Annotated in this window: 13 protein-coding genes; 9 read left to right on the forward strand and 4 right to left on the reverse strand. The window is 65.9% G+C overall.

Annotation, left to right across the window (positions count from 1 at the left end):
* Positions 1 to 48: 48 nt before the first annotated feature.
* On the reverse strand, positions 49 to 1,686 hold the full coding sequence (locus K3M67_RS18730; protein ID WP_285832990.1) for an MFS transporter: 1,638 nt from the start codon (positions 1,684 to 1,686) through the stop codon (positions 49 to 51).
* 167 nt (positions 1,687 to 1,853) lie between these two features.
* Here K3M67_RS18730 and K3M67_RS18735 point away from each other — a divergent pair, with 167 nt between their 5' ends.
* A complete protein-coding gene (locus tag K3M67_RS18735) occupies positions 1,854 to 3,110 on the forward strand; it encodes an acetyl-CoA C-acetyltransferase (RefSeq protein WP_285833731.1) in 1,257 nt (418 codons plus the stop codon).
* 85 nt (positions 3,111 to 3,195) lie between these two features.
* The gene (locus K3M67_RS18740) at positions 3,196 to 3,660 is read left to right on the forward strand and encodes a MarR family winged helix-turn-helix transcriptional regulator (RefSeq protein ID WP_066855352.1); all 465 of its coding nucleotides are present in this window, start codon (positions 3,196 to 3,198) and stop codon (positions 3,658 to 3,660) included.
* 63 nt (positions 3,661 to 3,723) lie between these two features.
* On the opposite strand, the gene K3M67_RS18745 is transcribed toward K3M67_RS18740, so the two are convergent.
* Entirely contained in the window at positions 3,724 to 4,026 is a 303-nt protein-coding gene (locus K3M67_RS18745) for a hypothetical protein (RefSeq protein ID WP_066854957.1), read from the reverse strand.
* A 170-nt stretch (positions 4,027 to 4,196) separates the two neighbouring features.
* Positions 4,197 to 4,988: an SDR family oxidoreductase gene (locus K3M67_RS18750; RefSeq protein WP_285832991.1), complete on the reverse strand. Its 792-nt coding sequence runs from the start codon at positions 4,986 to 4,988 to the stop codon at positions 4,197 to 4,199.
* A gap of 217 nt (positions 4,989 to 5,205) precedes the next feature.
* Between K3M67_RS18750 and K3M67_RS18755 the strand changes: the two genes are divergently transcribed.
* From K3M67_RS18755 to K3M67_RS18775, 5 genes are read left to right on the forward strand one after another with little or no spacing between them, the layout of a single operon-like run.
* Positions 5,206 to 6,435 (forward strand): CaiB/BaiF CoA transferase family protein, encoded by a 1,230-nt coding sequence (locus tag K3M67_RS18755; RefSeq protein WP_285832992.1) that lies wholly within the window; start codon positions 5,206 to 5,208, stop codon positions 6,433 to 6,435.
* Between the two features lie 37 nt (positions 6,436 to 6,472).
* The gene (locus tag K3M67_RS18760; RefSeq protein WP_066854965.1) at positions 6,473 to 6,763 is read left to right on the forward strand and encodes a hypothetical protein; all 291 of its coding nucleotides are present in this window, start codon (positions 6,473 to 6,475) and stop codon (positions 6,761 to 6,763) included.
* 10 nt (positions 6,764 to 6,773) lie between these two features.
* Positions 6,774 to 8,270 (forward strand): class I adenylate-forming enzyme family protein, encoded by a 1,497-nt coding sequence (locus K3M67_RS18765; RefSeq protein ID WP_285832993.1) that lies wholly within the window; start codon positions 6,774 to 6,776, stop codon positions 8,268 to 8,270.
* 55 nt (positions 8,271 to 8,325) lie between these two features.
* Entirely contained in the window at positions 8,326 to 9,438 is a 1,113-nt protein-coding gene (locus K3M67_RS18770; RefSeq protein ID WP_285832994.1) for a CoA transferase, read from the forward strand.
* Entirely contained in the window at positions 9,432 to 10,853 is a 1,422-nt protein-coding gene (locus K3M67_RS18775) for an amidohydrolase family protein (RefSeq protein ID WP_285832995.1), read from the forward strand. Before K3M67_RS18770 ends, K3M67_RS18775 begins: the two co-directional genes overlap by 7 nt.
* Here K3M67_RS18775 and K3M67_RS18780 read toward each other — a convergent pair.
* Positions 10,785 to 11,729: an enoyl-CoA hydratase/isomerase family protein gene (locus K3M67_RS18780; protein ID WP_285832996.1), complete on the reverse strand. Its 945-nt coding sequence runs from the start codon at positions 11,727 to 11,729 to the stop codon at positions 10,785 to 10,787. The genes K3M67_RS18775 and K3M67_RS18780 overlap by 69 nt on opposite strands.
* Positions 11,730 to 12,006: 277 nt before the next feature.
* On the opposite strand from K3M67_RS18780, the gene K3M67_RS18785 reads away from it, so the two are divergent.
* Both K3M67_RS18785 and K3M67_RS18790 read left to right on the forward strand, forming a co-directional pair.
* Positions 12,007 to 12,831 carry a helix-turn-helix domain-containing protein gene (locus K3M67_RS18785; protein WP_285832997.1) on the forward strand — a complete coding sequence of 275 codons (825 nt, stop codon included), beginning with the start codon at positions 12,007 to 12,009 and terminating at the stop codon, positions 12,829 to 12,831.
* Positions 12,824 to 14,092 carry an amidohydrolase family protein gene (locus K3M67_RS18790; protein WP_066854987.1) on the forward strand — a complete coding sequence of 423 codons (1,269 nt, stop codon included), beginning with the start codon at positions 12,824 to 12,826 and terminating at the stop codon, positions 14,090 to 14,092. Before K3M67_RS18785 ends, K3M67_RS18790 begins: the two co-directional genes overlap by 8 nt.
* Positions 14,093 to 14,104: the final 12 nt, after the last annotated feature.

Below are 14,104 nucleotides of genomic sequence, written 5' to 3' on the forward strand. Positions count from 1 at the left end.
GCTCTCCCTTTGCTGTTGCCGGTCGGATTTTCCTGCGGAGCCGTGCGGTCACGGGCCGATATAGCCCAGCCCTTCCTGCCGGGGATCGGGCGAGTCCGACCGCCAGCGCACCGAGCCGAAGGGACGTTCCAGCCGCCGGCGCACGCGCAATCCGCCGGGACTGCGATCGAAGGATTGCGCTCTGGACTGGGCCGCCTTGTCGGCCTGGGTAAAGCGTTCGCGCATGTGGAGATAGTCGCCCCAGGTGGGGCATTGATAGCGTTCGGTCCAGAGCGCCGGATCGGCGATGTCGCGGGCGAGCGACCAGTTGAAGCCACCGTTGCGGAGCCGGGTGCGCTGCACGTCCAGCATCGTTCCATAGAAGTCGCGGGCATCCGCCGGATCGACGTCATAGTCGATCTCGATGACGACCGGGCCGGAGCGGCGGGTCAGCGCGAGTCCGACTTCCGGTTCGTTGCGCAGGACGAACGGCTCGACATCGCTTTCGTCCGGTTCGGGCAGGGGCAGCAACCAGCCGACCAGCGGCGTGGCGGCAAGCGCCAGTCCCGAAAGATACAGGGCCATGTCCACCGACAGTCGAACCGCGACGGCGCCCCACAAAGCCGCGCCGATGGCGATGCCACCCGTCAGCGCGGAGGAAAAGAGCGAGAGGGCGCGGGCAGTCACCCAGCGCGGCGCGGAAAGCTGCACCGAGACATTGAACAGTGCAATGGTGAAGATGTTCGCGCCCCCCGCCACCGCCAGTGCAAGGCAGGTAAGGGGAATATTCCGGCTGAACCCCGCCAGCGCCAGCGCGCCGCCGCCCAGGAGAGCCAGCACGAGAACCAGTGCCTGCGTCCCGAAATGATCGCGCAGCGGACCGATCAACAGCGCGCCACCCACGGCGCCCACTCCGCTGGCACCCAGCAGCACGCCATAGAGGGCGGCATCCCCGCCCAGGAGATCCTTTGCCACCAGCGGCGAGAGGGCGGCGGCCGACGCGCCGGCCAGACCGAACAGGAAGGCACGCGCCAGAACGGTGCGGATCGGCCCGGCGTGCAGGGCGTAGCGGACGCCCGAAACGATCGCCCGATGCACCTGTTCGGGCGGAAGCCGGGCGGGCATGGGCGTCCGCCGCCACAGGAAGAAGGCGAGAAGCAGCGGCAGGTAGCAGAGCGCGTTGACCGCAAAGGCGGCCTGTGCGCCGGCCGCCAGCACGATCGCTCCGCCGATCGCCGGGCCGAAGCTGCGCGCCACATTGTAGCTGATCGTGCCGAGCGCGATTGCCGCGGGCAGATGCGGCGCGCCAACCTGTTCGCTGATCGAGGATTGCCAGGCTGGCGAATAGAGCGCCACACCCGCCCCGATCAGGAAACAAAAGGCCAGGATCGTCCAGGGCGTGGCATAACCCATGGCGCCCAGCAGCGTCAGCAGCGCGGCGCAAAGGCTGGAAAAGACGAGGCCCGCCATTGCGATCCGACGCCGGTCGAACATGTCGGCCAGCGCGCCCGCCGGCACGGCGACCAGCATCAGCGGCGCCATCAGCGCCGTCTGGACGAGCGCCACCATGCCCGCCGACTGGGTCAGCCGCACCATGTCCCACGCCGCCCCCACGCCCAGGATGAGCTGGCCGAAATTGGACAGCAGGCTGGCGATCCAGATGCGCCGGAAGACCGGTTCGCGCAGCGGTGCGAAGCTGCCCGCCATAGTCGGTTTCTCCTTCGAAGGCGGCACATTGGGGCGACGGCGGGCCGATCGTCCATCCTCCTGGAGCCGCCTTGTCCATCAATCGCCCGCGCGATTGGCTTCGCGGTGGCACCGCGCGGCTGATCCATGCGATAGCCAGGGCAAGAGAGAAGCATGGGAGAAGAGCATTGGCCGACGCCTTCATCATCGACGCCGTCCGCACGCCGCGCAGCATCGGCAAGGTCGGCAAGGGCGCGCTCTCGCACATGCATCCACAGCATGTCGCCGCAACGGTGCTGCGCGCCGTCCGCGATCGTAATGGCATCGATACCGCCAATGTCGATGACGTGATCTGGGGCACGAGCGCGCAGATGGGCTTGCAAGGCGGCGACATGGGCCGGATGGCGGCGCTCGACGCGGGCTATGACATTCGGGCGTCGGGCGTGACGCTGGACCGTTTCTGCGGCAGCGGTCTGACCGCCACCAATCTCGCCGCCGGGCAGATCATGGCCGGGATGGAAGATCTGGTCGTGGCAGGCGGGACCGAGATGATGTCGCACGTCAATGCCTATGGTCAGGCGCTGCGGGAGGCAGGCGTGAAGTCCGTCGGCGGGCTGGGCACGGGCAATCTGCGGTTGCAGGCTCGGCACCCCCAGTCGAACCAGGGCGTGGCGGCGGATGCGATCGCCGCGATGGAGGGGATCGGACGCGAGCAACTGGACGCCTTTGGCGCTGAAAGTCAGCGTCGTGCGGCGGTCGCGATCGCCGAAGGGCGGTTCGCGCGATCGACGGTTCCGGTCGTCGACGATGACGGCGCTGTCATCCTGGATCGCGAGGAATATCCCCGGCCGGGCACGACGGCCGAGCAGCTGGCGGAACTCAAGCCGGCCTTCGCCTCCTTCATCGACATGCCCTCGCGCCCGGACGGGCCGACCTTTCGCCAGCTCATCAACCAGAAATATCCCGACCTGGCGATCGAGCCGCTGCACCATGCCGGCACCTCTTCCGGCGTGGTCGACGGGGCGGCGGCGATCCTGCTGGCGTCGGGCGACTATGCCCGTCGCACCGGCCTGAAGCCGCGCGCCCGGATCGTCGCTACCGCCAATATGGGCGATTGCCCGACGCTGATGCTGAACGGCCCGGTTCCCGCCGCACGCAAGGTGCTCGCGAAGGCGGGGCTGACCAAGGACGATATCGACGTCTGGGAAGTGAATGAAGCCTTCGCCGTCGTGACGGAGAAGTTCATCCGCGATATGGAGATCGACCGGACCCGGCTCAATCCCAATGGCGGCGCCATCGCGCTGGGCCACCCCATCGGGGCGACAGGCGCGGTGCTGATCGGCACGGCGCTGGACGAACTGGAACGCAGCGGAGGACGTTATGGCCTCATCACCATGTGCGCCGCGGGCGGCATGGCACCGGCGATCATCATCGAACGTGTCTGATCCCGGCAATCCGCCTGTGACCGGCTGCGTTTCGCAGGACGAGCTTTCTTTCGTTTCGCCGCGATGGCGCTATGCTGCGCGCACGATGGCAAAACCGATCGACGAGCTGCTGGCCGAAGACCCCACCGCGCTGATGCGCAACGCATCCCTGAAACTGACCGTGATCGCGCGGCAGTTGCGCGCACATTTCGACCAGAGCGTCGTGCGGCTGGGCGTAACCCGGTCGCAATGGACGGTGATCGCAGCGGTCGCCCGCTATCCCGGATCGACCCAGCGCACGATCGCGACCATGCTGGAGATTGCCGAAGCATCGGCCGGCCGGCTGATCGACCGGCTGTGCGCCGACGGGTTGCTGGAACGGCGGCCCAAGGATGACGATCGCCGCGCCCATGCCGTCTATCTGACCGACGCGGGACAGGCGATCACGTCGAAACTGGCGGCGATCGCGCGCGCCAACGAGGAGGTCGCCTTTGCCGGCTTCGACGGCGACGACCTGCGGCGCTTCAACGCGCTGCTGGACACGATCTCCGAGAATATCTCGAAAGGCTGAGCCCAAACGCAAAAGGGGCCGCTCCGATGGAGCGGCCCCTTTTGTCTTGCTGCCTCCAAAATATCAGCGGGCGACCAGCAGGTCGCGCTTGGACAGGTTGGTCGTCAGCTTGCCATCTGCCGCCGTCAGGCTGGCGGCAGGAACCACGACCATCTTGCCGTTCAGGATGATCTGCGCAGCGCCATCCTGGCCGACGCGATAGACTGCGGCGAGACGGTCGCCCGCCGCGGTATAGAGCATCTTTCCCTTGTAATCGGCCGCGCTGACCGACGCGGACGAAAGCTGCACCGCATCATCGGCAAGAGCCGGCGTCGCGAACGCGACGGTGACAGGGACAAGGAGAGCGAGCTTGGCAAAATGGTTCATGACGGGCCTCTTAGAAATGAGAACGACTCACTTAACACTAAGCTAGGTTAGCTAATCGCGGAAAATTGTCAAGCTAGCTTAGTATTATTTTCCGCATCTGCGAGACTGCGGCAGCGAACAAAAAAGGGCGCCTCGAAGAAGCGCCCTACAAAGATCGGATGGGTCCAGGATCAGCGCGGTGGAAAGCGGATCGCTCCGTCGATGCGCAATGTCTGGGCGTTCACATAGCTGTTGCGGGCGATTTCCGTGACCAGGCTGGCAAATTCCTCCGGCTTTCCAAGCCGGCGGGGAAAGGGCACGCTATTGTTGAGGCTTTCATACATGGCGGGATTCATGTCCTTGAAGCGGAGCATCGGGGGCGTCGCGAAAATACCGGGCATCACGGCATTGACCCGGATGCCCAGGTCCATCAGATCGCGCGCCATCGGCAGGACCATGCCGTTCACGCCGGCCTTGAGCGAGCCATAGGCGACCTGCCCCACCTGCCCATCCTGCGCGGCCGCGCTGGAGGTGAGTATAATGGTCCCGCGTTCGCCGTCGTCCAGCGGATCGAGCGCGGCCATGCCAAGCGCAGCGATCGAGGCTATTCGGTAAGTGGCGACCAGCACGCCTTGCGCCGACAAGGCGTAATCCTCGGTCGAAAGGCGCTTGAAGCCGCCGCTTTCCTTGTCCTTGCCAACGGTCTTGCCGCCCTTGGACATAACGGCGCAATGGACGAGGATCCGTTCCTGGCCCTGGGTGGCCCGCGCCTTGTCGAAGCCGGCGAGAGCGCTTTCTTCCGACAATATATCGACCTTGCAGAACAGCGCCCCGACCTCGGCGGCGATTGCTTCGCCCTGGTCCTCGTTGATGTCGAAGATCGCGACTTTCGCGCCAAGCGCGCGCAACGCCTTCACCGTGGCGAGGCCAAGGCCGGACGCTCCGCCCGTCACGATGGCCGAAAGCGAAGAGTCGATAAGCATGGCAATCCTCCGGGTCGTCCGCACCCCTGCTATCGGCCCGACATCGGCGCTTCTCAATCCCCCGGCCCGTATATCGCGGCGGCGTTGAGCGACGCTGGCCCATCGCGCTAGCGATAGCCCGCATCCGACAGGCTGTCGGGTCTTGCGGCGGCGGCCGCAGCTTCTACCCTTTCAGCAGACAAGGCCGCTTTCCGCGGCGAGCGAGGGGATTGGGTAGATGACCCAGGTGATGAAGGGTATGCGCGTCCTGGAAGTGGCGCAATTTACCTATGTTCCGGCGGCCGGCGCGATCCTGGCGGACTGGGGCGCGGATGTCATCAAGGTGGAGCATCCGGTGCGCGGCGACACGCAGCGCGGCTTCCTGAACATGGGCGGCGTCACGCTCGACCCGCTGCGCCACACGCTGTTCGAACATCCCAACCGGGGCAAGCGCAGCGTCGGCATCGACCTGTCGACCGCGGAAGGTCAGGAAGTGCTGTACGAACTGGCCCGGACGGCGGACGTGTTCCTGACCAACTATCTGCCCCAGGTACGACAAAAGAACCGGTTCGACGTGGAGCATATTCGCGCGGTCAACCCCGACATCATCTATGCCCGCGGCAGCGCGCTGGGCAACAAGGGGCCAGAACGCGAGGTGGGCGGATTCGACGGCACATGCTTCTGGTCGCGCAGCGGCATTGCCTATGCGATGACGCCGGAAGATCTGCCGGGTCCGCTGACCCAGGGCATTCCCGCATTCGGCGATTCGATCGGCGGCATGTTCATCGCCGGCGGCATTTCCGGCGCGCTCTATCATCGCGAAAGGACCGGCGAGGCAGTGGAACTGGACGTGTCGCTGCTGAGCGCCGCTTGGTGGGCATCGGGCGCGCAGATTTCGCAGATCATGGAAAATGGCGTCGTGACACGGAACGGAATGCCCGCATCCGGAGGATCGCTGCGCAATCCCTTCATGGGCAATTTCCATACCGCCGATGGCGGCACGATCAACCTGTGCATGGTCAGCCCCACGGGCCTGATCCGCGACACGTTCGAGCATGTCGGCGCGCCGGAGGCCGGCAACGACCCCCGCTTCAAGGATGTCCACGCCCTGATCGAGAATGCCGGCGCGGCCAGCGACATATTGGTCAAGGCGTTCGCGCGTAAGCCCTTCGCCTACTGGCGCGAGCATCTGAAGACGATGAAGGGCCAATGGGCGCCGATCCAGAGCTTCGCGGACCTGCTGACCGACGAGCAGGCGGTGGCCAACGACATGATCGTGGAGGTCGAAGGCGCCGATGGCAGCGGCAAGCCCCTGCGGCTGGTGCGAGGTCCGGTACAGTTTGACGGCCAGCCGCTCGAAACCACGCGCGCGCCACAGGCTTCCGAGCATACCGAGCTGGTACTCATGGAGATGGGCGTCGAATGGGACCGGATCGAACAATGGAAGGCCAGTGGCGCAATCGCCTGAAACAGGCGATATTCCACCGTCAGGAGGGCAGATAGTCATGAAACCCGGAACGAAACTGAAAAGCGCGGTGTGCGACACCGAAGTCATGGTGATCCGCAGCGGCGACGGCATGATCGAATGCGGCGGCGCGCCCATGGGCGAGGCCAAGGCGGAAGCGCAGGGAAGCCCAAGCGCGGATTTTTCGACCGGGACGCTGATGGGAAAACGCTATGTCGATGCGGCCGGCACCTTCGAACTGCTGTGCGTCAAGCCTGGCAAGGGATCGCTATCGGTGGACGGGGTGGCGCTGAGCACCAAGGACGCCAAGCCCCTGCCCGCTTCGGACTGATCCACATCCCATGAACATCGCACTATTCCTTGAAATGGCCGCCGAGGCTGCGCCCGATCGGATCGGACTGGTCTGTGACGGCCAGCGCTGGACCTATGCGCAACTGCTGGCAGGTGCGCGCGGCGCTGCGGCGCTGCTGCGGGAAACCGGCTGCACCCATGTCGCGCTGCTCGATGAAAGCAGCGAGGCGGCAGCCATGGCGATGTTCGGCGCCGCGCTGGCCGGCGTCGCCTATGTGCCGCTCAACTACCGGCTCGCCGATGCCGACCTTGCCGCACTGATCGGCCGGATCAGCCCGGCCCTGATCGTGGGCGACGCGGATCGGATCCGGCGGCTGTGTCCATCGCTGGAAAACCGGCTGTTCGACCGCGCCAGCTTCCTCGCGGAGGCGCTGGCACATGCCGACGCGGCGGCCGGCGATGGTGACGATGGCGAGGGTGTCGCGATCCAGCTGTTCACCAGCGGCACCACGGCGGCGCCCAAGGCAGCGATCCTGCGCCACGCCAATCTTGTATCCTATATATTGGGCACTGTGGAGTTCGGCGCAGCGCCGGAGAACGATGCCGCGCTGGTCAGCGTGCCGCCCTATCATATCGCCGGCATCGCCGCGCTGCTCAGCTCCATCTATGCTATGCGGCGCATCCTGTTGCTGCCGGCCTTCGAACCCAAGGCCTGGCTTGATCTGGCCGCGACAGAACGGGCCAGCAACGCCTTCGTCGTGCCGACCATGCTGGCGCGGATCATCGACACGATGGACAAGGGGCATCGGCCCGATCTGTCCAGCCTGCGCGCCATCGCCTATGGCGGCGGCAAGATGCCGACCGAATTGATCCGTCAGGCATTGGATCTGTTCCCGCAAACGGGATTCACCAACGCCTATGGGCTGACCGAAACCAGTTCGACGATCGCGCTGCTCGGCCCGGAAGAACATCGCGCCGCCCATGAAACGGATGATCCCGCAGTGCGGGCGAGGCTGGGATCCGTCGGCCGTCCACTGCCAACGGTGGAGATCGAAATCCGCGACGAGGACGGGCGCGCCCTGCCTGCGGGCGAAGCGGGCGAGATCTACGTCCGGGGCGACCAGGTTTCGGGCGAATATCGGGAACGCAGCGCTCTCGATGCTCAAGGCTGGTTTCCGACCCGCGACGCCGGTTATCTGGATGCCGAGGGCTATCTGTTCCTGTCGGGTCGGGCCGACGACGTGATCGTGCGCGGCGGCGAGAATATCTCGCCGGGCGAGATCGAGGACGTCGTGGCCGCCCATCCCGCCATCGCCGAGGCCGCTGCCGTTGCGATCCCGTCGCATGAATGGGGTGAAGCCGTCGGGCTAATCGTCGTTCCCCGCGTCGGCCAGGCCGCTCCATCGGACGATGAGCTGAAGGAGATGGTGCGGGCGCGCCTGCGGTCCTCACGAGTGCCCGAGCGGGTGCTGTTCGCCGACGCACTGCCTTATAATGAGATGGGCAAGCTGCTGCGACGGGAGATCAAGAAGCTCTTTCTCGACTGACATGGTCGCCGCGCCAACTCTCCCCCTCATGCGTTGGGCCGAGGCGGAATTGCGCATGATCGAGAAATTGGGCGGCGACGCCTTTTCCCTCCCGTCGGCCGCGCAGCTGATGGGCGAACGGGCGACGCTCAACGGCTTTCTGGTGCCGGGCCGGCGTTCAGCGGGCGGCGGATGCAGGCTGCACGACACGCTCGACGGGACCGTGGCGCTGACGCTCGCCCGGGCAGACGACCGCGCGATGCTGCCTGCGCTGTTCGGGGACAGCGGAATCGATGGCGACGATGACCGGCAGATCGCGGCCGCCTTCGCTAAGCGCCATAGCGAGGCGCTTGTCGCGCAGGGACGCCTGCTGGGCATTGCCATTGCGCGGATCGGCGAAACGCCGGTCAGCCCCGCCTGTAGCGTGACCGCTGAGGGAGAGAGCAGGACCAGACGATCGACGCCGATCGTTATCGACCTGTCGGCATTATGGGCCGGACCGCTGGCGGCGCATCTGGTCGGTCTGTCCGGCGCGCGCGTCGTTAAGGTGGAGTGCCATGGCCGCCCGGATCGGATGCGCGAGGGCGACGCTGCCCTGTTTGCCCGGCTGAATCAGGGCAAGGCCAATATCGCCCTAAACCTGCGCCACGACGCCGATCGCGCCGCGCTGATCGCTCTGATCAGCCAAGCGGACCTTGTGATCGAGGCGGCGCGGCCGCGCGCCCTTCGTCAATTGGGGATCGATGCCGATGGGCTGGTCCGCGCCGTACCCGGCCTGGTCTGGATGACCATCACCGGTCATGGCGCGATGGGGGATGCGGCGCAGTGGATCGGCTTCGGCGATGATTGCAGCGTCGCGGGGGGTCTGAGCGGCGCGCTTCGGGACGCCAGCGGCGCGACCGGTTTCGCTGGCGACGCCTGCGCCGATCCGCTGACCGGCATCCATGCCGCACGGCTGGCGCTGGCGCGGTTGCGGGACGGACGCGCGGCCCGCATGATCCTGTCGATGAGCGCGATCGTGGCGCAGGCACTGGACAGCGAAAGGCGGCGAGACGAGAAGGCGCTGATGGCCGACCTTCGATATTGGAGTCTGAGGCACGGAACGCCTTTCCCGAACGCCGGGCCGCGCCCGTCTGGGCGTGTGGCCGCGTTGGGGCAGGACAATCAGGCCTGGCTTGCCTCATGCTGATCCGCGCGGCCGAGATTGATGGTCGCCTGGCCGATGTCCGCATCGAGGGCGGGCGGGTGGCGGCCCTGGGCGTGCTTGAACCCGCTGAGGGCGAAAGGATGATCGACGCTGGCGGCGGCGCGCTGCTGCCGGGGTTGCATGATCATCATATCCATTGCGCGGCGCTTGCCGTCGCGCGCGCATCGCTGGCCTGCGGGCCGCCCGATGTGACGGATGAAGCGCGACTTGCGGCGGTGCTGGCGCAGCCGGGGAGTGGCTGGCTGCGCGGGATCGGCTATCATGAAAGTGTCGCCGGTATGCTGGATGCGCGGCAACTGGATCGCTGGACCGGCGATCGTCCCGTGCGGATACAGCATCGTTCCGGGCGCATGTGGTTCCTAAACAGCGCGGCGCTCGATCGGCTGCTGTCCGGCGCAGTACCCCCGACGGGAATGGAGCGCGAGGACGGGCGCTGGACGGGACGGCTGTTCGACGCCGACGCCTGGCTGCGGTCGGCGCTGGGCGGCGTGCCACCGGACATGGGATCGATCGGCAAGGAGCTGGCGTCCCTGGGCGTAACTGGCATCACCGACATGTCACCGGCCAATGACGACCGCATGGCGGGGCATTTCGCGGCGGAGCGGGATACCGGACGGTTGCCGCAACGGATACTGCTGGCCGGAACGCTGGCGCTGTCTGACGCGCCGCGGCACGCTTCCGTGACGATCGGCGCCGCCAAGCTGCATCTGCACGAGCATCAGTTGCCGGATTTCGACGACTGCGTGGCGTTCGTGAGCGACGCGCATGAGCGCGACCGTGTCGCCGCGATCCATTGCACGACCGAGGTCGAACTGGTGTTCGCGCTTGCTGCGCTGAAGGAGGCCGGCGTCCGGCCGGGCGACCGGATCGAACATGCAGGCATAACCCCCGATCCCCTGCTGGCGCAGATGGCGGAAATGCGCCTCCACGTCGTCAGCCAGCCGCATTTCATCGCCGAGCGCGGCGACCAGTATCTGGCCGACGTCGAACCGCGTGAACGCGCGCTCCTGTATCGGCTCGCCGCCTTCCGGCGGGCGGGCGTGACGCTCGCGGCGGGCAGCGATGCCCCCTATGGCCGCCCCGATCCCTGGGCGTCCATGCGCGCGGCCGTATCGCGCCGGACCGCAACCGGGATCACTATCGGCCATGATGAGGCACTGACGCCCGAGGAAGCGCGCGACCTGTTCCTCGCCGATCCCCTGGAACTGGGCCATATTCGCCGGATCAGGGAAGGCGCGCCGGCCGACCTCTGCCTGCTCGACCGCGGCTGGGCGCAGGCGCGCACGCGGCTGGACGCGGCCGATGTCCGCATGACCCTGATCGCCGGATCAACCGTCCATGATCGCGTCGACCAGTCCCCAGTCCAGCGCCGTCCGCGCACTGATGCGCCTGCCTGACAGCATCATCAGGGCCGCGCGCTGCCGTCCGATCCTGCGCGCCACCGAAACGCAGCCCCCCGCCCCCGGCAAGATGCCCATGGCAAGCTCGGGTAGCTGGAACCAGGCGAGGCGGCTGGCGGTCAAATGGCCGGCAAAGGCTGCCATTTCCAGCCCGGAACCGACGCATCCGCCCTGCACATGCACGTCGAGCCGGTCAGCGCAGCCTGCCATGGCGTGCGCGGGCAAGGTCGCCATGCGGATGGCGTGCGCTGTGGCCGGGTCACGCGTCGTGCCGAATTCGGCAAGGTCCGCGCCCAGCGAGAAGCTGCGCCCCGTCGAGCGCAGACGGATGGAGGCGATGTCCCGGTCCAGCGCCGCGAGATCGAACGCATCCCGCAACGCATCCCGCATCGCGCGATCAATCGCATTGTCGGCCTCGGGACGATCGAGGCAGATGTCGAGCCGATCGCCGTCGCGCAGGACGTGGACGGTGCCCGGCGGATATTGGCCCTGCGGCTCGCGTTCCGCGAGCCAGCGCGCATGGCCGGCACTCCCCTGAAGCAGGCCATAGGCCATGGATTCGGCGACCAGCGCGGCTCCCATGTCCATCCCGTCAGTCAGGCGGAGCAGTTGCACCAGCACCGCGGCGGCTTTCGGCTGGGCCTCGATGGCGGTGACAAGCATATCCAGCGACACCGGCGGCTCGACCAGCAGGTCGCAGCAAGCGGCAGCGGGATGATCACGATCGCCGAGGCCGATCAGCGGGCAGGGCGGCGGATGCCGCACTGCGTCCGGCGCCAAATCTTGGAGATCGACAAGAGCCAGCGCCGCGCCATGGTCCTGAAACGGAGTGACGAGCGTCTGCGGATCGATGCGGGCGAACCGGTCGGCCATCGGGGAAATGTAGAGGCAAGCGGAGGCAATGCCAAAGGACAGTCATCATTGATCGCCGAGGCGGTCTCCTGGGACGAAGCCATGCATCCGGTCTCGATTCGGCGGCGGACTGTGGAACGAACGCATTGTCCAGAAGAGGGGTAACAGCGGGCGAGGGAGCAGCGGTAACAGATTAGGATCAAAGGGTAATTTCGATATAAACGAGAGTATCTCATTTTTAATTGACAGACTCTCCGCGTTAGTGAACAACTATGTTCATAAACCGAAGGAGAGGACCATGGCTCAAGTCGAGTCCAACAAGGCGAAGATCGCCAAGCGCGTTATCGAAGTGCTTGAATTCTTCGACGAAAATCACCCGCAGGCCACGGTGATGGACATTGTCCGTCGCTTCGACCGGCCCCAGTCAAGCACCTCGGAATTGCTGTCCAGCCTGGTCGACCTGGGCCTGCTGCACAAGGACCCCTGCTCGCGCTCCTACTCGCCCACGCCGCGCGCGGCGATGCTGGCCGCCGCAGTGCAGCCGCGTCTGGTGCGCGATGGCGGGCTGACCGGCCTGATCGACCGGCTTTCGGCGCAGACCGGCCTGGGCGTCGCCGTTTTCGGCATGGTCGGGCTGAAGGTGCAGGTCGTCCACTGGCGCGGCGGCAAGCGCAGCTTCCGCACCGCCGGCCCCGGTTTCTGCGGCGGGCAGCAAGATTATCTGTCCGACTCCGCCGCCGGCTGGCTGATGCTGTCGACCGTCACCGAGCCGCGGCGCGGCGGCATGATCCGGCGCCTCAACGCCGAAGCCAGTGAGGACCGCAAATTCGCCACCGCCGACATGGTGGGGCAGGTCCAGCGCTGCCGCGATGAAGCCCATGTGAGTGGCCGGGCCGGCTTCGGCTCGATCGCGGACGTAACGGCGGTGCTGCTGCCCAACATGCCGGAAAGCCAGCCGCTGGCGATCGGCTTTGTCTATGAACCATCGGACCAGATCGACGCCGAGGGCTTGCTCGCCACCCTCAAGGACGCGGTGCGTCGCTGTGTCGAAGAGCCGGCCCCCGCATCGGTTTCGCCCCTGTTCGATGCCCGCCAGCCGCAGTTCGAGGTCAGCCATGGTTGAGGTTAAGGACCAGGAACTGGCTCAGGCCGCGCGCAAATATTGGTCGGCCGAAGGATATACGGAAGGCGGCGTGATCCGGGAGGTCGACTATGCCTCGCAATCGGGCGGTCTGGATCCGTCGCTGGCGGGCATCAAGATCGTCGACACCGACACCCATATTACCGAGGCGCCCGATCTGTTCACATCGCGCGCGCCGGCCAACTACAAAGCAAAGGTACCCTATGTGAAGCTCGACGCCGACGGCGTCGAACGCTGGTATGTCGGTGACCGCAATTTCGGCTCTATGGGCGGCAACGTCATCCGCGCCGACAATAACAAACTGCTCGGACGTCTCGCTTTTCCCAAGCTTTCACAGGCACATCCGGGCGGCCATCTCATCAAGGAACGCTTGCAGGCGATGGACGATATGGGCGTCCATGCCCAGATCGGCTTCCAGAATTCGGGCGTGACCCAGGCGGGATCGCTGATGTCGCTCGGCGACCCCGACCTCGCGCTGGCCATCATCCAGATGTATAATGACGCCTCCGCCGAATATCAGCAGGTATCGGGCGATCGCATCTTCAACATGGCCCATCTGCCTTTCTGGGACCAGACGGCGCTGGAAACCGAGGCGCGGCGGTGCGTAGACATGGGACTAAAGGGTTTCGTGCTACCCGACACGCCCGAACGGGTCGGCGTGCCCAGCTTCATGCATGAGTATTGGACGCCCTTCCTGGAGATGTGCGAAGCGACGGGGATGCCGCTCAACTTCCATCTCAATGCGGCGATCGATCCCAATACCTTGACCTGGGAAGGCTTCGGCTTCGAACAGACCCTGTCGGTGGTCGCCACCATGTTCTCGATCGGCAACGCCGCCACGCTGGGCAACTGGATGGTGTCGGGTCGTCTGGACCGACATCCCAAGCTCAAGATCGGCCTGATCGAGAGCGGCGCGGGCTGGGTTCCGTTCGCCATCGAGGCGCTGGAGCACCAGTTCGACGAAATGCTGCCGAGCAAGAAGGGTCTGCTCAACAAGCGGCCGAAAGAATATTTCCGTGACCATTTCTGGGTCACATTCTGGTTCGAAAAGATCGCCCCCAAACTGCTGCTGGAGACGATCGGGGTCGACAAGGTCATGTTCGAGACTGACTTCCCGCACCCGACCTCGCTCTATCCGGGCGTCCAGTCGCATATCATCGACGTGCTGGGCGGCTATGATTTCGAGGTGAAGAAGAAGGTGCTTCAGACCAACGCCACCGGCCTCTATAATCTGCCCTTCTGACCGAAGGCCTGG

The organism is Sphingobium sp. V4 (genome assembly GCF_029590555.1).
Classification (GTDB): domain Bacteria; phylum Pseudomonadota; class Alphaproteobacteria; order Sphingomonadales; family Sphingomonadaceae; genus Sphingobium.